This is a genomic window from Streptomyces luteoverticillatus, assembly GCF_003970715.1.
Taxonomy (GTDB): domain Bacteria; phylum Actinomycetota; class Actinomycetes; order Streptomycetales; family Streptomycetaceae; genus Streptomyces; species Streptomyces abikoensis.
The window spans coordinates 4,758,079-4,780,860 of record NZ_CP034587.1 but is presented as its reverse complement, the minus strand read 5'-3'; the positions used below and the strand labels follow the sequence as shown (position 1 = coordinate 4,780,860).

At 71.9% G+C, this 22,782-nt stretch carries 21 protein-coding genes and 2 pseudogenes; 10 read left to right on the top strand and 13 right to left on the bottom strand.

Annotation, left to right across the window (positions count from 1 at the left end):
* Positions 1–196 precede the first annotated feature (196 nt).
* Together EKH77_RS21375 and EKH77_RS21370 are read left to right on the top strand one after the other, a co-directional pair.
* Positions 197–1,660: a zinc-dependent metalloprotease gene (locus EKH77_RS21375; RefSeq protein WP_126915941.1), complete on the top strand. Its 1,464-nt coding sequence runs from the start codon at positions 197–199 to the stop codon at positions 1,658–1,660.
* Positions 1,657–2,178 carry an NUDIX hydrolase gene (locus EKH77_RS21370; RefSeq protein WP_126915940.1) on the top strand — a complete coding sequence of 174 codons (522 nt, stop codon included), beginning with the start codon at positions 1,657–1,659 and terminating at the stop codon, positions 2,176–2,178. Before EKH77_RS21375 ends, EKH77_RS21370 begins: the two co-directional genes overlap by 4 nt.
* Before the next feature lie 75 nt (positions 2,179–2,253).
* Here the strand turns inward: EKH77_RS21370 and EKH77_RS21365 are convergent, their stop codons facing one another.
* The 5 genes and pseudogenes from EKH77_RS21365 to EKH77_RS21350 form a co-directional block, all read right to left on the bottom strand.
* Positions 2,254–3,012: an AIM24 family protein gene (locus tag EKH77_RS21365; protein ID WP_126915939.1), complete on the bottom strand. Its 759-nt coding sequence runs from the start codon at positions 3,010–3,012 to the stop codon at positions 2,254–2,256.
* Positions 3,013–3,031: 19 nt separating this feature from the next.
* Positions 3,032–3,733 (bottom strand): AIM24 family protein, encoded by a 702-nt coding sequence (locus EKH77_RS21360; RefSeq protein WP_397612544.1) that lies wholly within the window; start codon positions 3,731–3,733, stop codon positions 3,032–3,034.
* Between the two features lie 17 nt (positions 3,734–3,750).
* Complete coding sequence (locus tag EKH77_RS34775) at positions 3,751–4,545, bottom strand: AIM24 family protein (RefSeq protein WP_430980997.1); 795 nt, start codon at positions 4,543–4,545, stop codon at positions 3,751–3,753.
* A gap of 524 nt (positions 4,546–5,069) precedes the next feature.
* Positions 5,070–5,519 (bottom strand): annotated as a pseudogene (locus tag EKH77_RS34770) (TerD family protein); the annotation flags it as partial.
* 104 nt (positions 5,520–5,623) lie between these two features.
* Positions 5,624–6,220: a M48 metallopeptidase family protein gene (locus EKH77_RS21350; protein WP_126915938.1), complete on the bottom strand. Its 597-nt coding sequence runs from the start codon at positions 6,218–6,220 to the stop codon at positions 5,624–5,626.
* 250 nt (positions 6,221–6,470) lie between these two features.
* Between EKH77_RS21350 and EKH77_RS21345 the strand changes: the two genes are divergently transcribed.
* Both EKH77_RS21345 and EKH77_RS21340 read left to right on the top strand, forming a co-directional pair.
* Complete coding sequence (locus EKH77_RS21345; protein WP_126918203.1) at positions 6,471–7,685, top strand: ThiF family adenylyltransferase; 1,215 nt, start codon at positions 6,471–6,473, stop codon at positions 7,683–7,685.
* Positions 7,678–9,042, top strand: a complete 1,365-nt coding sequence (locus EKH77_RS21340; protein WP_126915937.1) for an ABC1 kinase family protein — start codon at positions 7,678–7,680, stop codon at positions 9,040–9,042. The genes EKH77_RS21345 and EKH77_RS21340 overlap by 8 nt, the downstream gene beginning before the upstream one ends.
* A 52-nt stretch (positions 9,043–9,094) precedes the next feature.
* Here EKH77_RS21340 and EKH77_RS21335 read toward each other — a convergent pair whose 3' ends face one another.
* From EKH77_RS21335 to EKH77_RS21315, 5 genes are all read right to left on the bottom strand, one after another.
* Positions 9,095–9,307, bottom strand: a complete 213-nt coding sequence (locus EKH77_RS21335; protein WP_126915936.1) for a hypothetical protein — start codon at positions 9,305–9,307, stop codon at positions 9,095–9,097.
* 92 nt (positions 9,308–9,399) lie between these two features.
* A complete protein-coding gene (locus EKH77_RS21330) occupies positions 9,400–9,720 on the bottom strand; it encodes a hypothetical protein (RefSeq protein ID WP_126915935.1) in 321 nt (106 codons plus the stop codon).
* A complete protein-coding gene (locus EKH77_RS21325; protein ID WP_126915934.1) occupies positions 9,717–10,079 on the bottom strand; it encodes a WhiB family transcriptional regulator in 363 nt (120 codons plus the stop codon). Before EKH77_RS21325 ends, EKH77_RS21330 begins: the two co-directional genes overlap by 4 nt.
* A gap of 133 nt (positions 10,080–10,212) precedes the next feature.
* On the bottom strand, positions 10,213–10,515 hold the full coding sequence (locus EKH77_RS21320; protein ID WP_164737833.1) for a hypothetical protein: 303 nt from the start codon (positions 10,513–10,515) through the stop codon (positions 10,213–10,215).
* Positions 10,516–10,660: 145 nt separating this feature from the next.
* Positions 10,661–12,871: an ATP-dependent DNA helicase UvrD2 gene (locus EKH77_RS21315; protein WP_276319235.1), complete on the bottom strand. Its 2,211-nt coding sequence runs from the start codon at positions 12,869–12,871 to the stop codon at positions 10,661–10,663.
* Positions 12,872–13,038: 167 nt separating this feature from the next.
* Between EKH77_RS21315 and EKH77_RS21310 the strand changes: the two genes are divergently transcribed.
* The 6 genes and pseudogenes from EKH77_RS21310 to EKH77_RS21270 all read left to right on the top strand — a co-directional run.
* Complete coding sequence (locus EKH77_RS21310; protein WP_126915931.1) at positions 13,039–13,296, top strand: mycoredoxin; 258 nt, start codon at positions 13,039–13,041, stop codon at positions 13,294–13,296.
* A gap of 410 nt (positions 13,297–13,706) precedes the next feature.
* On the top strand, positions 13,707–14,231 hold the full coding sequence (locus EKH77_RS21300) for a DUF6879 family protein (protein WP_126915929.1): 525 nt from the start codon (positions 13,707–13,709) through the stop codon (positions 14,229–14,231).
* 18 nt (positions 14,232–14,249) lie between these two features.
* Positions 14,250–15,098 (top strand): helix-turn-helix domain-containing protein, encoded by an 849-nt coding sequence (locus EKH77_RS21295; protein ID WP_126915928.1) that lies wholly within the window; start codon positions 14,250–14,252, stop codon positions 15,096–15,098.
* An 802-nt stretch (positions 15,099–15,900) separates the two neighbouring features.
* A complete protein-coding gene (locus EKH77_RS21280) occupies positions 15,901–16,125 on the top strand; it encodes a DUF397 domain-containing protein (RefSeq protein ID WP_126915926.1) in 225 nt (74 codons plus the stop codon).
* Positions 16,126–16,207: 82 nt separating this feature from the next.
* Positions 16,208–16,684 (top strand): hypothetical protein, encoded by a 477-nt coding sequence (locus EKH77_RS21275; protein ID WP_126915925.1) that lies wholly within the window; start codon positions 16,208–16,210, stop codon positions 16,682–16,684.
* A gap of 248 nt (positions 16,685–16,932) precedes the next feature.
* A pseudogene (locus EKH77_RS21270) lies at positions 16,933–17,028 on the top strand (NrdH-redoxin); the annotation flags it as partial.
* Positions 17,029–17,064: 36 nt separating this feature from the next.
* Here the strand turns inward: EKH77_RS21270 and nudC are convergent.
* The 3 genes from nudC to EKH77_RS21255 form a co-directional block, all read right to left on the bottom strand.
* Entirely contained in the window at positions 17,065–18,006 is a 942-nt protein-coding gene (gene nudC / locus EKH77_RS21265; protein ID WP_126915924.1) for an NAD(+) diphosphatase, read from the bottom strand.
* A 64-nt stretch (positions 18,007–18,070) separates the two neighbouring features.
* Positions 18,071–19,495, bottom strand: coding sequence for a dipeptidase (locus tag EKH77_RS21260; RefSeq protein ID WP_126915923.1), 1,425 nt, complete (start codon positions 19,493–19,495; stop codon positions 18,071–18,073).
* 47 nt (positions 19,496–19,542) lie between these two features.
* Positions 19,543–22,779, bottom strand: a complete 3,237-nt coding sequence (locus EKH77_RS21255) for an ATP-dependent DNA helicase (RefSeq protein ID WP_126915922.1) — start codon at positions 22,777–22,779, stop codon at positions 19,543–19,545.
* Between the last annotated feature and the right edge of the window lie 3 nt (positions 22,780–22,782).

The window sequence follows — 22,782 nt, the reverse complement described above, 5'->3', positions numbered from 1 at the left end:
TCCAGCGGTTGTCTTCAGTACGTATGTGCCATCACGTTTGTCATGACGCGTACGTACCAGGTGACGTCCATCCTGCCGCAGGCCCCGGACGAGCGGAGCACCAAGCCCGGATAGCGGCGGGGTGTCTACGCTTGGTGGTGTTGTCGGGCATTCGCCGCCGGTCCGGAGCCGGCGGCCCTACGAGCCGAGGAAACCCGTGAGTGACACCCCATTCGGATTCGGTCTTCCGCCGGAGGAGCCGGAGAACGGCGACGACGGCAAGAAGAAGGGCGGTGGCCAGGGAGGCGGCCAGGGGCCCGCGAATCCCTTCGGGTTCGGCGGGCTCCCCGGCGGCGGGGACAACCCCTTCGCCGCGATGTTCGGCGGCTCCATGAACCCCGGTGATCTTGGCGCCGCCTTCCAGCAGCTCGGCCAGATGCTCTCCTACGAGGGCGGCCCGGTGAACTGGGACATGGCCAAGGACATCGCGCGCCAGACCGTCGCCCGTGGCACCGCCGACGGCTCCAAGGACGCCAGCGTCACCGACGGCGAGCGCGCCGCGATCCAGGAGGCCGTGCGCCTGGCCGACCTGTGGCTGGACGGCGTGACGTCCCTGCCGTCCGGCGCGGGCACGGCCGTCGCCTGGTCCCGCGCGGAGTGGGTCGAGTCGACCCTGCCCGTGTGGAAGGACCTGGTGGACCCGGTCGCCGAGCGCGTCGGCGCCGCCATGGGCGGTGTGCTGCCCGAGGAGATGCAGGCCATGGCCGGCCCGCTGCTCGGCATGATGCGCAGCATGGGCGGCGCCATGTTCGGCACCCAGATCGGGCAGGCCCTGGGCGTGCTCGCGGGCGAGGTCGTCGGCTCGACCGACGTCGGCCTGCCGCTGGGCCCGGCGGGCAAGGCCGCGCTGCTCCCGGTGAACATCGAGGCCTTCGGTTCGGGCCTGGAGGTCCCGCAGGAGGAGGTCCGGCTCTACCTCGCCCTGCGCGAGGCCGCCCACCAGCGGCTCTTCGCGCACGTGCCGTGGCTGCGCTCGCATCTGTTCGGTGCCGTCGAGGGCTACGCCCGAGGCATCAAGGTCGACACGTCCAAGCTGGAGGACGTGGTCGGTCAGCTCGACCCCACGCACCCCGAGCAGCTGCAGGAAGCTCTCCAGCAGGGCATGTTCCAGCCGGAGGACACCCCGGAGCAGAAGGCCGCACTGGCCCGGCTGGAGACGGCGCTCGCGCTGGTCGAGGGCTGGGTGGACGCGGTCGTGCACGCGGCGGCCGCCCCGCACCTGCCGTCCGCCGACCGGCTGCGCGAGACGCTCCGTCGTCGGCGCGCCTCCGGCGGCCCCGCGGAGCAGACCTTCGCCACGCTGATCGGCCTGGAGCTGCGCCCCCGCCGGCTGCGGGACGCCTCCCGTCTGTGGGCGTCGCTGACGGACGCGCGCGGCCTGGAGGGCCGGGACGGCCTGTGGGAGCACCCCGACATGCTGCCCACCGCCGCCGACCTGGACGACCCGGACGGCTTCGTCCACCGTGAGCACCTGGACTTCTCCGAGCTCGACAAGATGCTCGGCGAGGCCGCCAAGGGCGCGCACGGCTCTCAGGGCTCCCAGGACTCCTCCGGTTCGCCGGAGAAGAAGCGGGACGAGTCCGGTGAAGCCGACAAGGGCGACGAGGGCGACAAGAAGTGAGCCTGCACGAGAACGCGGTCCTCGTCCTCAAGGAGTACGCGGACCAGGGGGAGCTGCGCGGCCTCTACCTGGACCACCTCGCCACCCACCCGGACGGCATGTGGAAGCCCTGCCAGGCGGGGCACGTCACGGCGAGCGCCCTGGTGATCGACCCCGCGCGCGGCCGGGTGCTGCTCACGCTCCACCGCAAGCTGCGGATGTGGCTCCAGATGGGCGGCCACTGCGAGCCCGGCGACGCCACGCTCGAGGAGGCCGCGCTGCGCGAGGCCACGGAGGAGTCCGGCATCGCGGGCCTGACGCTGCTGCCGGGCGGCCCGGTCCGGCTGGACCGGCACCCGATCCCGGCGCCGTGCAACTGGCACCTGGACGTGCAGTACGCGGCGCTGGTGCCGGAGGGCGCGGTGGAGGCGATCAGCGACGAGTCGCTGGACCTGCGCTGGTTCCCGTACGACGAGGTGGGCTCGGTGGCCGACGACTCGGTCGTCGAGCTGCTGCGCCGGACGCTCGCGCGCCTGTAGGCCCTGTAGGCGTCACGGAGTGACGTAAGGGGCGGTCACCCATGGTGACCGCCCCTTACATCCGGGTGCCTCTGGTCAGTTGGTCCAGATGTTGCCCTGGTTCTGGGCGTGGGCGCCGTGCTGTCCCAGGCCGTACTGGGCCATGAGGCCCTGGCCGATCTCCGTGCCCTGCGGCGGCAGCAGCTCGCTGGGCTGCACCAGCGCGTAGCCGTGACCGGAGAAGCTGAGCTCCCAGCCCTCGCCCGTGCCGCCGCGGCGCCGCCACACGCCGGACGAGGACGTCTGCGCCTGCATCTGCACCCGCAGTGACGCCGACCAGGCGACCACCGCGTCCGCGTCGGCGCTGACGACGCTTTCGGGGGTGACCTGGAGCATCAGCGGATGACCGGAGGTCATCAGCGCGACCTTGCCCTGGCCGGAGATGTTCAGCTGGTACGAGCCCGTACCGGAGATCCCGTACTGGCTGTCCACGGCGACGGTCTCCCAGTGGAGGCTGGAGTCCAGGGCCAGGACGTAGGAGCCGTCCACGGTCAGGCCGTCCCGGTCCACGTCCATGATGTGGACGTGCTGGGCCAGGTTGGCGAAGTAGACCGTGCCCTGGCCGGAGCAGCGCATCAGGTCCAGGCCCTCGCCCGTGTACGTGCGCGAGTGCTGCTGGCCGCGCGTCTGGTACTCGGCGTCGAACTCGACCATGCCCTGGTAGGCGACCATCGAGCCCTTGCGGGCGAGGACGTCCTCGTGGCCGGTGAGGGAGACCCGCAGCATCTGCGCGTTCTGCAGGGCGTAGCGGTCCTGCGACTGGGCCTCGGTGTAGGCGAAAAGCGGGCTCTGCATGACGTTCTCGTTCTCCCCCTCAGCCCCGGGCCCGGAGCCGGTCGGTGCTGTCCTCGCTGGGCTGGACGACCACGAAGCCCTCGCCGGAGAAGCCCAGTTGGTAGGCCTCGCCGCTGCCCCGGCCGATCAGGGAGGACGCCTTGAAGCTGCGCTTGCCCTTCATCCGGAGATTGCTGGACCAGGCGACGAGCGCGTCGGGGTCGACATAGGTCTCGTCGTCGCCGCGGCCGCAGTCGACGACGATCGGTGTGCCGCGGGAGGTCAGCGCCACCCAGCCGGTGCCGCTGATGCCCACGTTGAACAGGCCCTGTCCGGCGAACTTCGCCATGCCCTTGACGCGCTCGACGCCCCACTGGAGCTGGGAGTCGAAGGCGAGGACGTTGGTGCCGTTGACGGACAGGGAGTCGCCGTTGAGCTGGAGGCAGACGACGTCCGCCCCGTAGTCGGCGAGATAGAGCAGGCCGTCGCCGTGGCAGCGCATGAGGGGAACGCCCTCGCCGGTGAGCCACTGGGAGGCCATCTGCCGGACGGCGGGCGGGTTCGGGTCGTACTGGACGTAGCCCTCGTAGGCGACCATCGAGCCCGTGCGGGCGAAGAGGTCCTGGCCGGTCCGCATGGCGACCTTGAGCATGCTGCTGCCGTGGTTCTCCATGCGCGGCCCCGACGGTACGGGGGCGGCGTGGCCCGGGAACGGCGGCTGGCCCATCGGCATCTGATGCATGGTCATTTCGGCTTCCCTCAGACCTCGTAGGGCTGGACGACGATGAAGTTGCCGGGCGCGCCCCGGAACTGGAGGTTCACGGCCTCTCCGCTGTGTCCCGGGTAGGAGGCGCGGCGCAGCCGCACCTGACTGGAGATGATCACCTGGGCGCCCGCCGACCAGGCCACGATGGCGTTGCTGTCGGCGAAGGTGGTGGGGGTGACGGGCAGCACCACGGGCGTGCCGTGGGTCTTGACGACGACGGTGCCGGTGCCCTGGAACTGCATGGTGAACAGCGCCCCGCCGGGGATGCCGTGACCGTCGATCCGGCGCACCTCGTGGTGCAGCGACTCGTCGAAGGCGAGCACCGCGTCGGCGCTGACGCAGATCGCGTCGTTCTCCAGCTGGATGGGGTGGACGTGCGCGGAGTTCTCGGCGAGGAAGACCTGGCCGCGGCCGGTGCAGCGCATCAGCTGCATCTCCTGGCCGGTGGCCCCGCCGACGATGCGGCCCATGAAGCCGGCGCCCTTGTAGCCGAAGTCGACCTTGCCCTGGTAGAGCACCATGCTGCCCTGCCGGGCGAGCACGGGCTGGGGGTCGGCGCCGAGGTCGACCCTGATGAGCTTGGAGTTCTGCAGCGTCCAGCGCTGCCCGGTGGGCACCTCGCGGTACTTGTCCAGCGCCGCCTGGACGCCGGGGACGTGGGGCGGGGGCGTGCCGGGGGCCGCCGGGGCGTACGGGCCGGGGTGGCCCTGCGGGGCCTGGCCGTGGGGCTGCTGGCCGTACGGGGCCTGCGGGGCGCCCGGGTAGGGCTGGGCGGGCGCGGCGGGCATGCCGTGGGGCTGCCCGGGGGGCGGGGGCGGCGCGCCGTAGGGCTGCTGGGCGGGGTACGCGTGGGCCGGCGCGGCCTGCCGGCCGTACGAGGCGTGCTGCCCCGGGACGCCGGGCGGACCGGGCGGCGGGACGACGCCACCGGGGGCGTCTGACCGCTGGAGTGACCATTGGTGGGTGCGAGACCGCCGGGGTTCGCGTGGCCGCCGCCGGAGAAGTAGCCGGGCGGGGCGATGGGCGCGGCGAGGGTGGGGGCGGCGTGTACCTGGGAGGCCGCCGAAGGCTGGGGTGCCGGGGCGGCGGCAGGGGGTTGCTGTTGTGCCGCCGGGGGCTGCTGCGCTGCCGGGGGTGCGAAGGCCGGGGGCGCGTCGGTCTGCGCGGGGGGCGCGAAGGCGGGCACGGCGGCGCCCGGGTTGGGGGCGGCCGCTGCCGGAGCGGGCTCCTCCTCCTCGAGTACCTCGCCGCCGAAGTTCCTCAGCAGCGCTTCGAGCCCGCCGTCGAAGCCCTGCCCGACGGCGGCGAACCGCCAGACGTCCTTCAGATAGATGTCACCGAGCATCACCGCGCGCTCGGTGGTGAACTCCGTGCCGGTGAAGGAGTAGCGCGCGACCTCCACGCCGCCCGCGACGACCCGGAGGTAGCCCGGGCCGGCCTGCGACATCCGGCCGTCGCCGTCCAGCGTCGCCGTGAAGCTGAGCTTGCGGATGTGGGCCGGGACGCGGTCGAGGGTGACCCGGAAGGATTCCGTGTCACCGGCCTGCGCGCCCAGCTGCTGGACGGCCTCCTCCGGTGACTTCGGCTGGTTGAAGAAGATGAAGTACCGGTCGTCCGAGAGCCTCTCGTCGGCGTCGAGGCCGAAGCAGCTGACGTCGAAGGTCAGGCCAGGGCCGCCGATCTGCACTCCCACATACAGATCCGTCCCCGCCGTCAGGTCACTGATCTTGGCCTTGTGGCCGCGCTGGAATTCCCTGGACATGCGTGACGCCCGTCCCCCATCCGTACCCGTGGTGAATGCGTTGCGCCAGGCTAACCGCTGGCGGCGACAGCCGCCGATGCCGGGGCGGCCCGCCTACGGGCCCGTCACTCGCCGCGGGCGGCCGGGAGGTGGGGCAGCCGGTCGGCGGCGACCACGCCCTCGAGGTAGCCCCGGGCGCGCTCGGTACGCGGGTACGCCTCCAGGAGGCGCCAGAACTCGGGGCCGTGACCGGGGACGAGAAGGTGCGCCAGCTCGTGGAGGAGGACGTAGTCGACGACGTACTCGGGCATGCCCTGGAGGCGGTGCGAGAGGCGGATGCTGCCCTCGGCGGGGGTACAGGAGCCCCAGCGGGTGTTCTGGTTCGTGACCCAGCGCACGGAGGCGGGGCGGGCGCGGCCGTCCAGGTACTGCTCGGAGAGGCGGTGGGCCCGGTCGGCCAGCTCGGCGTCGCCCAGCATCCGCCGGCTCTCCTGCGCCGCGAGCTTGTCGAGCATCACGCCCACCCAGCGCCGCTCCTCCGCGTCCGACATCCGGGCGGGAATGAGCACGATCGTGCGATCGCCCTCGCGGTACGCGGAGACCGTCCTCCTGCGGCGCGTGCTCCGCCGGACCTCGACCGCGTCGCCCTCCTGGCCTCGGGAGAGCGGGCTCGGGGCGCTGCGCGACGGTCTCGCGGCACTGTGCAGGGGGTCGACGGGCACGCCCCGACGTTACCCGCTGGCGGTGCGGGAAGTCCCGCCCCTCCGTCGGTTGTCGGGGAAAGACCCCAAGGAGCGCACGGCTTGTATGACTAACGCCCCCTCCCTGTGGACAACGCCGCACGGCGGACGGCCGGGGCGGGCAGGCTGTGGCACGGACGAAGGGGGAGCCATGCCGACAACGACCACGACCACAGCTACGGCCACGGCCACAGCTACGGCCACGACGACAACCACGACCGCCGCGCATCCGATGCTCAAGCCCGCGCTGCGCCGGGCCTGGCGCAGCCGGGACACGGTCCAGTTCGGGGTCGCCCCCGCGCACGCGGTGCTGCTGGGGCCGGTGGACACGGCGACGGGCTCCTTCCTCGGGCTGCTCGACGGGACGCGGGGGATGCCCCTGCTCCGCGAGGAGGCCCGGGGGATGGGGCTGCCGGAGGGGCGGGCGGACGAGCTGGTGGGGCGGCTGGCGGCGGCCGGGCTGCTGGACGATCCGCGCGGGGGCGGCGCCGAGGCCGCCGCGCTGCGGGGGCGGGGCGGCGCCCTGGAGCGGCTGCGGCCGGACCTGGCCGCGCTGTCCGTGCTCCATCCCGGGCCCGGCGCGGCGCTGCGGGTGATGGCGGAGCGGCAGAAGGCGCGGGTGCAGGTGCGGGGCGCGGGGCGGGTGGGGGCGACGGTCGCGGCGCTGCTGTCCGCGTCGGGAGTGGGCCGGGTCGACGTGCGGGACGGCGGCTGTGTGGAGCCGTGGGACGTGGCGCCCGGGGGTGTGGGCGCCGAGCGGACCGGGGAGCGGCGGGACGTCGCCGCGCGGCACGCCGTACGGCAGGCCGCGCCGGTGCCCCCGCCCCGGGGCCGGCCGGGCGGCTCCCGGGGCGAGCGAGGGAAACGCGCGGAGGGCGGGGAGGGCGGGGAGAGACCGCTGGGGCTGGTGGTGTTCGCGCCGCGCGACGGTCTGGCGGCCTTCGCGCCGGACCCGGCGGCTGCCGAGGAGCTGATCGCGGCCGGGACTCCTCATCTGTACGCGGGGGTGCTGGAGGCCACCGGGCTGGTGGGTCCGCTGGTACTGCCGGGCAAAACGGCGTGTGCGGGCTGTATTGATCGGGAACGGTCCGAACGGGACGCGGTATGGCCACGGATGCTCGCCCAGTGGAGGTCCGGGCGCGCCTCGGGGGTACCGTCTTGCGACATGGCACTGGCCACGGTCGTGGCGGGGCTGACCGTGGCGTGGGCGCTCGCCCTTCTCGACGGTGGGGCCGCGCCGGGCGCCGGGGTCCGGCTGGAGCTGGCCCTTCCGGGTCCGGTCCGGCAGCACCCCAAGCCCGTCGCACCGCATCCGCGGTGCCCGTGCGGCGCCGCGGCCCGGGGCGACGGAACGTCCAGGGATCGCGGAGGCGGCGCACGGGAGAATGACCCGGTAACCGCCGTACGAGGCGTGGCTGTTCAGCTAGTTGGAGGGGCGCATGTCTGATCTACCCCGCAAGGCGGTCACCCGTACCGTCAAGTTGGCCGCGCTACCACTGGGGTTCGCGGGGCGCACGGCGCTCGGGCTGGGGAAGCGTATCGGCGGCCGCCCGGCGGAGATGATCGCCGCCGAGCTGCAGCAGCGCACGGCGGAGCAGCTCTTCTCGACCCTGGGGCAGCTCAAGGGAGGTGCCATGAAGCTGGGGCAGGCGCTGTCCGTCTTCGAGTCGGCCCTGCCCGAGCAGATCGCCGGTCCCTACCGGGCGGCGCTCACCAAGCTTCAGGAAGCGGCTCCCCCGATGCCGGTGGCCTCGGTGCACGCGGCGCTGGCGGAGCGGCTCGGCGAGGACTGGCGCGAGCTGTTCGAGGAGTTCGAGGACAAGCCGGCGGCGGCCGCGTCCATCGGGCAGGTGCACCGGGCCGTCTGGCACGACGGGCGCGAGGTGGCCGTCAAGGTGCAGTATCCGGGAGCGGGTGACGCGCTGCTCTCCGATCTGACGCAACTGGGCCGGTTCGCCAAGCTGCTGGGTCCGCTGGTCCCCGGAATGGACATCAAGCCGCTCATCTCCGAGCTGCGCGACCGGGTGTCGGAGGAGCTGGACTACGAGCTGGAGGCGCGGGCCCAGAGCGCGCACGCCCGGGAGTTCGCCGGGGATCCCGATGTGACGGTGCCGGACGTCGTCCACCACGGGGATCAGGTGCTGGTGACGGAGTGGCTGGACGGGGTGCCACTGTCCGAGGTGATAGCGGACGGCAGCCAGGAGATGCGGGACCGGGCCGGGCAGTTGCTGGCGCGCTTCCTCTTCTCGGGCGCGGCCCGTACCGGGCTCCTCCACGCCGACCCGCATCCGGGCAACTTCCGGCTGCTGACCGGGGACGCGCCCGACGGTCCGCCGGAGAAGTGGCGGCTGGGGGTGCTGGACTTCGGCACGGTCGACCGGCTGCCGAGAGGGCTGCCCGTCGAGATCGGCACGGCGCTGCGACTGACCCTCGACGGCAAGGCGGACGCGGTCCACGAACTGCTGCGCGACGAGGGCTTCGTCAAGCCGGAGATCGAGCTGGACCCGGGGGCGGTGCTCGACTATCTCCTGCCCATCATCGAGCCGGCACAGGTGGAGGAGTTCACCTTCACCCGGGACTGGCTCCGGGCGCAGGCGACCCGGATAGCCGATCCCCGCTCCCCCGCCTACCAGCTGGCCCGGCAGCTCAATCTGCCCCCGGCCTATCTGCTGATACACCGGGTGACGATGAGCACCATAGGGGTGCTGTGCCAACTGGGCGCCACGGTGCGGCTGCGTGACGAAATGGAGGCGTGGGTGCCCGGTTTCACCACCGACGACCGTAGTCAGGGCAACTCCGCCTGAGGACAGGCCGGGATGGGCTGGGGCGAACCGGAGCGGCCCGGCTCGTCCCGGTTCACCACCAGGACGAGTCGAGGCGTCCTTCGATGGCTCTGAGGTTGGCGCGGGCGCAGTCGTCACAGAAGTAGTGGCGGCTGCCGTTCTCGACGGAACAGATCCAGGTCGGCGGCGGTGTCCCGCCCGGTGCCGGGGCGCCACAGCGAGCGCACACGACGGGCTTGTCGGCCCCGGGGTCCAGCCGCGCGGATTCATGCGTCTTGCGGTCCACTCCCAGACGATATCCCCGTGAGCGGGCCCGGCGTGGGTGGCACACCCGAACGGGGTGCGGGGCCGGTCCGAAAGGACCGGCCCCGCGGTGGGTCACTGCATCACGGCCATGGCCAGGGCCCGGCGGGCCCGCAGCGACGCGCGCTCGGCGCGGCGCTGCATCCGGCGGGCGCTGACCAGCCGCACGGCCCTCCGTTGCGACTCGGCCTCCCTCAGCCGGTCGTGCATATGAGCCCTGGCCAGGGCTTCTGGGATGAGTTGCATGGCGTGGTTCCTGTTCTGACGCGAAGCGGTCGCGCCGGAGCGTTCATGAGCGGTGTCGGGGGCGAATGGCTCGGAGGTGGAGTGCATCGTCGGGTCCTGCTTCTTGGGGTCGTGCGTCCAGGGGCGGTCGATGGTGCCGTTGGCGGTCATGCGCTGACCGGGTTCTTGCGCGGGCGGCCACGCGGCCGCTTGCGGGCGACGACCACACCCTGGACGAACAGCTCGCCGCCCCAGACGCCCCAGGGCTCGCGGCGGTCCATGGCCCCGGCGAGGCAGGCGGCGCGCAGCGGGCAGGTCTGGCAGAGGGACTTGGCGTACTCGACGTCGGCCGGGGACTCGGCGAAGAAGACCTCCGGGTCATAGCTGCGGCAGGGAACCGGGACGTCGAGGTTCTCGATGGCCTCGTCGAGGTCGGTGAGGGCGGTCAGCGGGGTCAAGGTGTCCTCCGTGGGGACGGGCGGGGGGATCAGGTCGGTCGCTACGGACGGGGTGTGCGCCTTGAGTTGCACGGTGGGTGTTTCCTCGTCTGTTGTTCCGGCTGGTGGCCGGGCTGGTTTTCCCCTGGCTCGGGGGCAAACAAAAGGGCCGCGGATCCCGGTGTGGGTTCCGCGGCCCTGGAAGGTGCCGACCTGATCATGCCGATCAGGCTGGATCTCTCCAGGGTTCGAGCCCACGGAAGGCCCACGTCTTGGGAAGGTGGTGCGCTGCGTTCAGGGATCCGGCGCCATTGGCGACCGCCGAGAGGGCATAGGCCTGAATGGCCTGCGCCTCAGCTGCTGCCCTTACCTCGGATCCCTTGGTCGGTCGCTGTTCCGGCCGGACCGGGGTGACGACCTGGGTGGCGCCGGACAGACCGGTGCCCTGGAAGGAGCCGAGGAAGCCGAGCATGACGGCGGAGCCGATCTGGCGATCGGTCATTTTGTCGCTGGCCATAAAGCTGATCATTGTCTCCGCCTCCTCTCGGCGTCTCGGGGACCGCTGTGACACGGTCAAGTCTTCGGTTTCAGTACAGCACGGACCCAACGGATCCTGAAAGAACCCGTCGCTTCCCTGCTCGGAAGGCTATGGGCACTGCCTCCACACGCGCAAACTATTTTTCCGGAGTTTCTTGGGAGGTGTCCTGGGACACATCCGCCGAGCCCGGATCATCGCCCGCGCACAGGGCGAGAACGTCGGCCCCGAACTTCCCGAGCTTCCGTCCTCCGACTCCTGAGATGCGCGCGAGCTCCGCTTCGGTTCCCGGAACGGCCTCGGCGATCGCGAGGAGCGTCTTGTCGGTGAAGACGCAGTAGACGGGCTGGCCCAGCAGCCGGGCCTGCTCGGCCCGCCAGTCGCGCAGCCGTTCGTGGAGCGCCTCGTCGAGCTCGCAGGGGCAGTCCTCGCAGCGCATCAGTTTGATCTCGCCCGCGTCCGTCAGCGTCCGGCCGCAGACCCGGCACCGGGCGGAGCCGCGCCGCTTGCGCACCGCCCCGGCGCCGCGCTCGACGCCCCCCTGGCCGGCCGCGCCGGAGAAGGCCGGGCGCACGGCCGCGGAGCCGGGCCGCAGGCCGTTGAGGAAGCGGGTGGGCCGCCGGGAGGGCCGGCCGCCCGGGGTCCGGGACAGCGCCCAGGACAGCGACAGATGGACCCGGGCCCGGGTGACGCCGACATAGAGCAGCCGGCGCTCCTCCTCCACCTGCTCGTCGGTCTTGGCGTAGGTGATCGGCATCATGCCCTCGGTGAGCCCCACCAGGAAGACGGCGTCCCACTCCAGGCCCTTGGCCGCGTGCAGTGAGGCGAGCGTCACTCCTTCCACCGTGGGCGCGTGCTGGGCGCTCGCCCGCTCGTCCAGCTCGGCCACCAGGTCGGCGAGGGTGGCCGCCGGGCGGGCCCGGACGAAGTCCTCGGCGAGGCGCACCAGGGCCGCCAGGGACTCCCAGCGGTCCCGGACCGCCCCCGAGCCCGCCGGGGGCTCGGGCTTCCAGCCGCGCGTGCCGAGCACGGCGCGCACCTGGGAAGGCACGTCGTCCACACCGGCCAGCTGGGGGTCGGAGTGGCCGCCCGCGCGGGCCGCGCCCCGCAGCAGCAGGCCGGCCTCGCGCACCTCGGGGCGCTCGAAGAAGCGCTCGGCGCCGCGCAGCTGGTAGGGCACCCCGACGTCGGCGAGGGCCTGCTCGTAGATCTCGGACTGGGCGTTGACGCGGTAGAGGATCGCGATCTCGCTCGCGGGCACCCCGGAGTCCATCAGCTCCCGGACCCGGCGGGCGGTGCCCTCGGCCTCGGCGGGCTCGTCCGCGTACTCCCCGTAGACGGGGGCGGGGCCGGCGGGGCGCTGGGAGACCAGCTCCAGCCGGTGCTCGGCGGCCCGGCCGCGGGCCTGGGCCAGCAGCCCGTTGGCCAGGTGGACCACCTGGGGGGTGGAGCGGTAGTCGCGGACGAGCTTGACGACGGTGGCGTGCGGATGCCGGACCCGGAAGTTCAGCAGGTGGTCGGGGGTGGCGCCGGTGAACGAATAGATCGTCTGGCTGGCGTCACCGACCACGCACAGATTGTCGCGGTCGCCCAGCCACAGCTCGAGCAGCCGCTGCTGGAGCGGGCTGACGTCCTGGTACTCGTCGACCACGAAGTGCTGGTACTGGCGGCGGACGGTCTCGGCGATGTCGTGCCGGTCCTGGAGGACGCCCACGGTCAGCAGCAGCACGTCCTCGAAGTCGATCACGCCGCGCTCGCGCTTGAGCTGCTCGTACGTCCCGTAGACCAGGGCGATCTCGGCCGGGTCCCGGGGGACCTCCCGGCCGGTCTTGGCGGCGACGGCCGGATAGTCCTCGGGGACGGTCTGGGTGACCTTCGCCCACTCGATCTCGCCCGTCACATCGCGCAGCTCATTGCGGTCGAGCCGGATCCGGCAGCGGGCCGCCGCCTCCGCCACCACCTGGACCTTGCGCTCCAGCAGCCGGGGCAGCTCGCCGCCGACCGCCTTGGGCCAGAAGTACTGGAGCTGGCGCAGCGCGGCCGAGTGGAATGTACGGGCCTGGACCCCGCCCGCGCCCAGCTGGCGCAGCCGCCCGCGCATCTCGCCCGCCGCCCGGTTGGTGAAGGTGACGGCGAGCACACTCGCGGGCTGGAGCAGACCGGACCGGACGCCGTAGGCGATGCGGTGGGTGATCGCACGGGTCTTGCCCGTACCGGCCCCGGCCAGCACGCACACCGGCCCGCTCAGGGCCATGGCGACCTCGCGCTGCTCGGGGTCGAGCCCGTCGAGCACCGCGTCGGCCGAGTCCGGCACCTGCGGGAAGAGAGTGGAGTGCGTTGCTGCTGTCACCCCGCCATGCTGCCAGGTCCGGCGGGGCGACCGGGAATGTCGTCCACAGGTGGGGCAGACCGGTCGTACTAATACCGCGATGCGTCGGGAACGGTCGGGAATGCTGGGCCGCGGGTGTGCGTTCTTCCTCCGGAATCTCCCCCCGAGGAAGAAGGAGCGCGGGTCGCATGCCGAGCACCGTGACGATGTACAGCACCACCTGGTGCGGCTACTGCCGCCGTCTGAAGACCCAGCTGGACCGCGAGGGCATCGCCTACAACGAGATCAACATCGAGCTCGACCCCGAGTCGGCGGCCTTCGTGGAGAAGGCGAACGGCGGGAACCAGACGGTCCCGACGGTCCACATCGTTCCCTCCGGGGGTGGCGAGGCTATCACCATGACGAACCCGAGCCTGGCCCAGGTCAAGCAGGCCATCGGCGCCTGATCCCTGATCTTCCGAGGCAAGGAGCCCCCGCTACGGCGGGGGCTTCCTCATGCCCGGGTCGCGTCCATGAGCATCCTCAGCGTGAGGCTGTGCTTCGCGGCTGATCGGCATCGCGGATTCCCCCTCTTCAACCGCGCCTCTCGGGCAGAGTGAGGGCGTGCAACCAGGCGCAACGCGCTCGACAGGGAGGGACGCCATGGCCTTACGGTTCGTCGGTAAAGATCCCGAGTCCGGAGATCACGGATCACCCGCTGTGTGGGTGGACGAGGAGACGAGGGATCTCGTCGTGCAGGGGTGGACGGCGGACGAGGAGACCACGAGTGCAAGCTCGCGGGATGTTCCGATCCCTGGCCACGAGTCGGTGATCAGGGTTCCGAAGCGGATGATCCCGCTTCTCCGGGAGGCGCTCCGTGTCGCAGAGTCTGACTGACTTCTCCAGCCTCATAAGGTCGGTCCGGGAGTCGGCCGTGCATCTGGAGATGCGGGACGGCTACGGCGTCGACAACGAGATCGAAGGCTTCGCCGCGTGGAAGGCAGGTCACCGGCTGGACCCGGACGACCGGGCGTCCTGGTGGCTGCCTTGGCTCGACCTCGTGCAGGAGGTGACGGCGAAGGGAGTACTGATCCGGCGGGCCCGGATCGTGTCCGAGCCGGTCAGCGATTACATCGCCTTCGAGCACTCGGGCACGTTCACCAACGTCGCGGCCGGGGAGCAGATTCGTTGGCTGCCGCGTCGCGCCGCGTCCGACCTCCTCTTGCCAGGGAACGACTTCTGGCTGTTCGACGGTCGGCTCGTCCAGTTCAACATCTTCGATGGCATCGGCCGGTGGGTGCACACGGACCAGACGGAAGATCCTGCCGTCGCCGCTCAGTGCGCCGCAGCATTTGAAGCCGTGTGGGAGCGCGCGATCCCTCACGAGAAATACACCGTCTGATCCCTGGACGACCAGCTCATGCCTACCTCTCCGCTCTCCAGCGCCCAAGCCGCGCGCAAGGCCGTCGCCACCCGCCTCCAGGGGCTGATGAAGGACGCTGGGCTCTCAGGGCATGAGCTGGCCGTCCGGTGCGGCTGGCACCGGGCCAAGTCATCCCGCATCGCACGGGGCATCACGCCGCCTTCGGACGCCGACATTCGTGCGTGGTGCATAGCCTGTGGCGCCGAAGACCAGGCGGCGGACATCATCGCCGCTTCGCGGAACGCCGAGTCCATGTATGTCGAGTGGAAGCAGATCCACAAAGACGGCATGCGGCGGGTTCATGAGAAGACCGTGCCGCTGTACCAGCGGACCCGCTCATTTCGTGTCTACGCGTCGAACGTGGTGCCGGGCATGCTCCAGACCGCCGGATACGCGACAGGACTTCTCGGGACGATCACCGCCTTCCAGGGGACGCCGGATGACGTGGCCGACGCGGTGAAAGCGAGACTCGACCGGTCCCGGGTCGTCCGTGAAGGTGACCACCGGTTCGCCCTGCTCCTCGAAGAGACGGTCCTCTACTACCGGGTGTGCGATGACGAGGCCATGGGCGAGCAGCTCGGCCATCTGCTGACCATCATGAAGCGACCGAATGTCTCGCTCGGCATCATCCCGAAGCGAGCGTCTCGGACGGTGTGGCCCCTCGAAGCCTTCTACGCGTTCGATGACCAACAGGTGGCCGTCGAGACGCTCACCGCCGAGATCAACCTGACCACCCCTGGGGAGATCCGTACCTACCTACGCGCCTTCACAGAGCTTTCCCAGTCGGCTGTACGAGGGGAGCCAGCTCGCGACCTCATTCGCGAGGCTCTCACCGCTCTTGGGTGATTCCGTGCAACGGGGTGCAACAAGGTGGAGCCGCGTACAGCCCCGTCTCTAGCGTCGTCCGCACACCAAGCTACGCGGAGGCGGCGATATGGCATCGGCGAATGGGAAGACGCCGGAGCGTGACCCGGGCGCATGGGAGTACGTGACCTACGCGCCCCAGGGTGAGAAGTGTTCCGTGTGCCGCTGTGGCGTGAAGCCTCTCGACCCGGTCCGCAGGGGAACCATTGAGCGCGCTTCGGGTCCGCCCGTGGTGGTGTACCGGCATGCGGGGAAGTGCCCCCGGCGGGGAACGGCTGCGGCGTGATGGACATGCGGACGTGGAGAGACGGCCGTACGCGGGCCTCTGACGCCACGGAAGCGATGCGGGCGGCCTTGTCCGCTCTCGGTCTCCCCGAGTCCGTGTGGAGCGGCATACGCCCGACGGTGACGCACACCGGCCGTCCCTACGTGCATCTCGGGATGCTTCCGGCTGACGCCATCGAGCGGATCGCGCAGGCGCTGAGAGCGCCCTCGACTCCGTGAGTGTGCACAGGTTCCTGTCACTGCTCCGTCTCCCCGGCGGAGTGACAGGTACGCCCCCGACCGGACAAGGCTTGAACAGGGACAGGACGTGTCCCGTCTGAGCTGACGTGCTCAGGTTCTCTCCCCCGGTCCGCCCCTTGGCTGGGGTGCCGCCCTGGGCGGTGAGGGCATCGCTCCGGACCCAGGGAAGCCGGAGCCCCCCACCTTCAAAACTTCCGCCCACCGAGGGCGGAGGACGGCCTCCAACGGCCGTCAGGCAGATCAGGAAGGACACACAGCGATGACCGACCTGTACGAGCTCCCCATCGACGGAGCCGAGTTCTCCAAGGCGTGCGGCGGCAACACCCACCCGGACGGCGAGGCATGCGTAACGCTCGCGAAGATCGGGCCGGACGCGTGGGCCATGGGCGACAGCAAGCGCCCAGGCGCCGTACCGCTGCGCTTCACCACTGCGGAGCTGAACGCGGCGGGCATCGACCCCGCTCGCTTCGAACTGTCCGCCTGAACCACCCGGACCACCTGAACTGACGGCCCTGCCCTCGCGCCGACGGGCGGGGCCGTCGCCATTCCCATGGAACGGAGCGGGAGTGCACCATCACGGTTACGCATGGCTCGGGGAGAAGAAGACCTTCGACAAGGAGAGCATCCGCAGACCACCCGGCCAGGCCCCGACGGCGACCAGTGACAAGGATGTCGTCGACCGGTACCGGGAGGCTGTGGCCGTGTTCCCGACGTCCGACGTGCCGCCGATCCAGACGGCGCACTGGCTGATGAAACCGCCCTCGATGATCCGGGGAACGTGGGAGGAGCCCAAGGATGCCGGCCATTGGCTCGGCCTCCAGCTCGCGGAGTTCGCCCCCAGGTTCGCCTCCGAGGAGGACCGGGAGGTGACCAGGCTGGTTGTCCTGGTGAAGGCCGCAGTCGAGCGGCTTACGTGGGGAGGCGACGTGTCCCTTGGCCACTACCTGAACGGCACTGTCTTCCACTCCGTCGCCCTCGTGACGTGCTCCCCGAACCGTGCTGCTCCCGAGCTCCCGTGCCCAGCCAGGCAGACCTACGCGTGACAGGCCCCCGACGTGATGCCGGGGGCCTGCTCATGTCCGCGTGCGCCTGTCTCAGGCGCTCTCACCGATGTGCCGGTAGAGGGTGGCTCGGGAGACGGCCGCGATGCGCTTGTCAATGCGCCGCCGCTGGGTATCGTCTCCTGTCTGACCGACGTTGCCGACTGAGAGTCGTATGACTCCGAGTGCGCGCTTCACTGCGTTCTTGTTCCTTGCATCGGGCTTTGTCCGTTATGGACCTTATCCCGACGGGAAAACGCAAGACCGTGCCCACCGTGCTCTTCGCCGATGGCTCCACGCTCACCAACCCCTCGCTGGCGCAGGTGAAGGCGAAGGTCGGCGCCTGACGCCCATGGGCGTCGGCGCCTGGTGGCGGCGCTCCCCTACGGGAGCGGCTCGCCGTACCAGAGCTCGATCAGGCGGGCCGCGATGGAGATGCCGGTCGGAGGCAGGACCTCCCCGCTCTCGAACGCGGCCCGCAGCTCGTCCCGGGAGAACCAGCGCGCCTCGTGGATCTCCTCGCCGTCCACCTGGATGTCCGAGGACGTCGCCCGGGCCATGAAGCCCAGCATCAGGCTGGACGGGAACGGCCACGGCTGGCTGGCGATGTACTCCACGTCGCCGACGACGACGCCCGCCTCCTCGGAGACCTCCCGGCGCACCGCCTCCTCGATGGACTCCCCCGGCTCCACGAAGCCCGCGAGCGTCGAGAAGCGGCCCTCCGGCCAGTGCATCTGGCGGCCCAGCAGCGCCCGGTCCTTCTCGTCCGTGACCAGCATGATCACGGCGGGGTCGGTACGGGGGTAGTGCTCGGCGCCGCAGGCCTGGCAGCGGCGGATGTGGCCCGCGGCCGCGATCACCGTGCGCTCGCCGCAGCGCGAGCAGAAGCGGTGGAGCCGCTGCCAGTTCTCCAGGGCCACGGCGTGGACGAGCAGGCCCGCGTCGCGCGGGGACAGCAGCAGGCCGGCCTCCCGCAGGCCCGCCGGGCGCGCGGACTGGTCGATGCGGCCGGGCAGCGCGTCCTTCTGGAGCGCGAAGTAGGCCACGCCGTCCTCGTCCTTGCCGAGGAAGTAGCGGTGGGTCTCGGTGACCGGCGCCTCGAAGGCGGGTGTCATCACCAGCTCGGTGCGGCCGTCGGGGGTGTCGTCGATCAGCGCCTGACCGCCGGAGACCACGAAGACCCGCGTCGTGGGGTGGCTCCACGCGGCGGCGAGCCACGCCTCGTCCAGACGGTGGTGCGCGGCACGGTCGATGCCGCTCGCGCCGCTCAGTGCGACGTCGAGCGTGTCGGGCCGGGTGGCGGTGAATTCGGTCCAGGTGGTCACGGCTGCTTCCAACTCCCCCTCTTGACAGTGTTTGTGCTTTTGGGCGCGGGCCCGCGCATGGCCCCTAGGCGCCGGCGCCCGTGCGGGCCGTGGCGGCCAGGTCTCCCCACAGGTGGGCGGCCGTCTCCACGCCCTTCATGAGGAGGTCCAGCTCGACCTTCTCGTTCGGCGCGTGCCAGCCGTCCGACGGCACCGAGATGCCGAGGAACAGCACCGGGGCACCCAGGACGTCCTGGAGGTCCGCCGCCGGGCCCGAGCCGCCCTCGCGCGTGAAGCGGATCTTCTGGCCGAAGGCCTTGGTCATGGCCCGTACGACCGACTGGAGCGCCGGGTGGTCCAGCGGGGTCAGACAGGGGCGGGTCGAGCCGGTGAACGTGATCTCGTGGCGGATGCCGCCGCCCTCCGGGAGGCGGGCCGCCACCCAGTCGCGCACGGACTCCTGGACGCGGTCGGCGTCCTGGCCCGCGACCAGCCGGAAGGACAGCTTCAGCCGGGCCGACGACGGGACGATCGTCTTGCCGCCGGGGCCCTGGTAGCCGCCGCCTATGCCGTTGACCTCGGCGGTCGGACGGGCCCACACCCGCTCCAGGGTGCTGTAGCCCGCCTCGCCGAGGGTGCCGTGCGAGTGCGCGGCACGCAGCCAGCGCTTCTCGTCGAACGGCAGCTCGGCGATCAGCTCGCGCTCCTGGTCGGTCAGCTCCACGACCCCGTCGTAGAACCCCGGGATCGTCACCCTACGGTCCTCGTCGTGGAGGGCGGCCGCCAGGCGGGCGGCCTCCGTGGCCGGGTTGGGCACGGCGCCGCCGAAGGAACCGGAGTGGATGTCCTGGTCCGGGCCGTACAGGTCGATCTGGCACTCGGCCAGGCCGCGCATGCCCGTGCACACCGTCGGGGTGTCCTCCGACCACATGCCCGTGTCCGAGACGATCACGGCGTCGCAGGCGAGCCGGTCCGCGTGCGCGGCGATCAGCGCGGGGAAGTTCGGCGAGCCCGACTCCTCCTCGCCTTCCACGATCAGCTTGAGGTTGACGGCCGGGGCGGTGCGGCCGGTGGCCGCCAGGTGGGCGCGGACGCCCAGGGTGTGGAAGAACACCTGGCCCTTGTCGTCGGCCGCGCCGCGCGCGTACAGCCGGCCGTCGATCGTCGTCGGCTCGAACGGGTCCGTGTGCCAGCCGTCCTCGCGGGCGGCGGGCTGGACGTCGTGGTGGCCGTAGACCAGGACCGTGGGTGCGTCCTCCTCGCCGGAGGGCCACTCCGCGAACACGGCGGGGGCGCCGTTCCCGGCTCCCGTCTCCCAGATCTCCGCCGTCGGGAAACCCGTCTCCTTGAGCTTCGCCACCAGCCACTCGGCGCTCCGGCGCACATCGGCCGCGTTGGCCGGGTCGGCCGACACGGAAGGGATGCGCAGCCACTCGGCCAGGTCGGCGAGGAAGGCGGCGCGGTGCACGTCGATGTACGCGCGGACGGCGTTGTCCGGGGCAGTGCTCATGCCATCGAGCCTATCCGGACACGCGGGGCGACCAGGACCGGGTTTCGTCACACGTCCTCCCCCAGGAGGATCCGTTCCAGCCCGGCCCGGTCCGGCAGGTCCGGCGGGATCGCCTTCTCGCCGTCGCGGATGTACACGAACGCGGCCGTCACGGAGGAGAGCGGCAGTCCTTGCTGCTCGGCCCAGGCCAGGCGGTAGATCGCCAGCTGGAGGGGGTCGGCGGTCCGGGTGCGGCTCGTTTTCCAGTCGACGATCTCGTACGTGTCGTGGCCGGCGTCCCGCTCGCGGTACACCGCGTCAATGCGGCCCCTGATCGTGCGGCCCGCGAGGGTGAGCTGGAAGGGGGCCTCCACCCGGTACGGGGTGCGGTTCGCGTACGGGGTGCGTTGGAAGGCCTCCTTGAGTTCGGCCAGGTCCTGCTCGTCGGTGATCTCGGGAACGCCGGGGAGCCCGTCCAGATGCAGCTCGTCCAGTTCGTCCAGGTCCAGGAACGGCAGGGGGAGCGCCTCGAAGCGGGACTCCAGCCAGGCGTGGAAGCGGGTGCCCCGGCGGGCGGCGGGCTGGGGGCGGCGCGGCATGGGGCGCGCGAGGTCGCTCGCGAAGCCGTCGGGGTCGGCGGCCAGGTGCATCAGCTGGGTGGCGGTCAGGCTGGAGGGCAGGACTACGTCGTGGACCTTGGCGCGGGTGCGCTGGAGTTCGCCGGCGAGGGCGTTCAGATCGCGGTCCCAGGACGCGACGGTGCGGGTCTCCTCGGGGAGCAGCGGGTGCGTCGTGGGTCGGGCGGGGCCGGGGCGGGCAGGGCCCTCCCTTTCCAGGTGCTTCAAGTGCTGCAGGACTGCTTCCGCCGCCTCCCGTCGGCGGGTCAGGGAAGCCTTGTCCAGCGGCAGGGGCCAGGCGTGGTTCGTCTCCCGGGTCAGGGCCGGGTTCTCCGCGGCCTCTTCCGGAGCGTCCGCCCATGCCTCGATCTCGCCGTGTCCCGCTTCGCAGTGCTCGCGGAGGGCCTCCAGGAACTCCGACGGGCCGCGCGTCCGCTTCTGGTTCGGGCCCCACCAGTGGCCGGAGCCCAGGAGGAGGTTGCGGGGGCGGGTGAAGGTGACGTAGCCCAGGCGCAGCTCTTCGGTGTGCTGGTGGGCCTTCATCGCGGCCTTGAAGGACGTCAGGCCCTTGGCCGTCCAGTCGGTGACGTCGGGGAGGGTGTCGGCGTCGCCGCGCAGGGCGTGCGGGAGGACCTTGGGCTGGGACGTCCAGGAGTCGCGGGACTGCTCGCTGGGGAAGGTCTTCGCGACCAGGCCCGGGACGGCCACCACGTCCCACTCCAGGCCCTTGGACTTGTGCGCGGTGAGGATCTTGACGGTGTCCTCGCCGCCGGGCAGCGAGCTGTCCAGGCCCTTCTCGTACTGCGCGGCCGTGCGCAGGAAGCCGAGGAAGGCGGCCAGGGTGACCTCGCCGTCGAGGGCGGCGAAGCCGGCGGCGATGTCCAGGAACTGGGTGAGGGTCTCCCGGCGGCGGGCCGCCAGGGCGTGGGGGGACGCGGAGAGCTCGACTTCCAGGCCCGTGGTGGCAAGGACGCGGTGGAGGACGTCCATGAGGGGGTCCCCGAGGCTGCGGCGGAGGTCGCGGAGCTCGGCCGCGAGGCGGGCGAAGCGGACGCGGGCCTCGGTGGAGAAGGGCAGGTCGTCCTCGGGGGCGGCCGACAGGAAGGTGTCGAGGGCGTCGGCCAGGGACGTCGTCTCCGTGGGGTCCACGCCCTCCACGGCCTCGGCCAGGCGGCGGTCGGGGTCGGTGCCGGTGGGGCCGTAGGGGACGAGCGTCCTGGCGCGGCGGCCCAGCAGGGCCAGGTCGCGGGGGCCGACGCGCCAGCGGGGGCCCGTCAGCAGGCGGACCAGGGAGGCGTTGGCCGTGGGGTCGTGGAGGACCTCGCAGACGGCGACGAGGTCGGCGATCTCGGGGAGGTGGAGGAGACCGGACAGGCCGACGACCTCCACGGGGATGTCGCGCCGGACCAGGGCGGCCTGGATCTCGGCGAAGTCGGTGGCGGTGCGGCACAGGACGGCGATGTCGCCCGGGCGGGTGCCGGTGCGGACGAGGTGGGCGAGGGAGTCCCCGAGCCAGTCGAGCTCCTCGGCGTGGGTGGGCAACAGGGCGCAGCGGACGACGCCGTCGCGCTCGGCGCCCGGGGCCGGGCGCAGGGCCTCGACGCCCTCGTGGCGGGCGCGGAGGGGGGCCGCGAGGGTGTTGGCCAGGTCCAGGAGGCGGCCGCCGCTGCGGCGGTTCTCGCTGAGGGAGTAGCGCTCGGCGGGCCGCCCGTCGGGGTGCGGGAAGTGGGCCGGGAAGTCGTCGAGGTTGGCCACGGAGGCGCCGCGCCAGCCGTAGATGGCCTGGCAGGGGTCGCCGACGGCGGTCACCGCGTGGCCCGTGCCGGCGCCGAAGAGACCGGCCAGCAGCAGGCGCTGGGCGACGGACGTGTCCTGGTACTCGTCGAGGAGGACGACCTTGAACTGCTCGCGAAGGAGGCGGCCCACCTCGGGCCGGGTGCGGGCGAGCTCGGCGGAGCGGGCGATCTGGTCGCCGAAGTCGAGGAGGTCGCGGGAGCGCTTCTCCTCGCGGTACGCCTCGACGAGCTCCAGGAGCTCCAGGCGGGCGCGCGCCGTCTCCGGGATCTTGCGCAGGTCCGCGTTGGTGAGCTTGGCGCGGCCGAGGGTTTCCAGCAGGTCGTGGTCGTGGGCGCGGAGCTCTTCCGGTTCGGTCAGGTGCTCCGCCAGTTCGCCGTCCAGGGCCAGCAGGTCGGTGACCAGGTCGGCGAAGGGGCGGGTGAGGGCCGGGTACGGGCCCGGCGAGGAGCGCAGGACGCGGGCGGCGAGCTGGAAGCGGGTGGCGTCGGCGAGGAGGCGGGAGGTGGGCTCCAGGCCGATGCGCAGGCCGTGCTCCTTGAGGAGCTGGCCGGCGAAGGCGTGGTAGGTGGAGATCCGGGGCTCGCCGCCGGTCTCCCCCTCGGAGGGCTCCAGGCCGATGCCGGCCTTCCCCAGGGCCTTGCGGACGCGCTCGGCGAGCTCGCCCGCCGCCTTGTTGGTGAACGTCAGGCCGAGGACCTCCTCGGGCGCGACCTGCCCGGTGCCGACCAGCCAGACGACGCGCGCGGCCATGACCGTGGTCTTGCCGGAGCCCGCGCCGGCCACGATGACCTGCGGGGCGAGCGGCGCGGTGATACAGGCCGTCTGCTCCGGGGTGAAGGGGATGCCGAGGAGCTCCTTGAGCTGCTCGGGATCGGTCAGGCGCGCGGGCATGCC

Coding starts and splice junctions, on each gene's coding strand:
- EKH77_RS21365 (WP_126915939.1), bottom strand. CDS start 3,012: ATGCAGAGCCCGCTTTTCGCCTACACCGAGGCCCAGTCGCAGGACCGC.
- EKH77_RS21360 (WP_397612544.1), bottom strand. CDS start 3,733: ATGCATCAGATGCCGATGGGCCAGCCGCCGTTCCCGGGCCACGCCGCC.
- EKH77_RS34775 (WP_430980997.1), bottom strand. CDS start 4,545: ATGCCCGCCGCGCCCGCCCAGCCCTACCCGGGCGCCCCGCAGGCCCCG.
- EKH77_RS21345 (WP_126918203.1), top strand. CDS start 6,471: ATGCTCAAGCCCGCGCTGCGCCGGGCCTGGCGCAGCCGGGACACGGTC.
- EKH77_RS21340 (WP_126915937.1), top strand. CDS start 7,678: ATGTCTGATCTACCCCGCAAGGCGGTCACCCGTACCGTCAAGTTGGCC.
- EKH77_RS21330 (WP_126915935.1), bottom strand. CDS start 9,720: ATGACCGCCAACGGCACCATCGACCGCCCCTGGACGCACGACCCCAAG.
- EKH77_RS21320 (WP_164737833.1), bottom strand. CDS start 10,515: ATGATCAGCTTTATGGCCAGCGACAAAATGACCGATCGCCAGATCGGC.
- EKH77_RS21310 (WP_126915931.1), top strand. CDS start 13,039: ATGCCGAGCACCGTGACGATGTACAGCACCACCTGGTGCGGCTACTGC.
- EKH77_RS21295 (WP_126915928.1), top strand. CDS start 14,250: ATGCCTACCTCTCCGCTCTCCAGCGCCCAAGCCGCGCGCAAGGCCGTC.
- EKH77_RS21280 (WP_126915926.1), top strand. CDS start 15,901: ATGACCGACCTGTACGAGCTCCCCATCGACGGAGCCGAGTTCTCCAAG.
- EKH77_RS21260 (WP_126915923.1), bottom strand. CDS start 19,495: ATGAGCACTGCCCCGGACAACGCCGTCCGCGCGTACATCGACGTGCAC.
- EKH77_RS21255 (WP_126915922.1), bottom strand. CDS start 22,779: ATGCCCGCGCGCCTGACCGATCCCGAGCAGCTCAAGGAGCTCCTCGGC.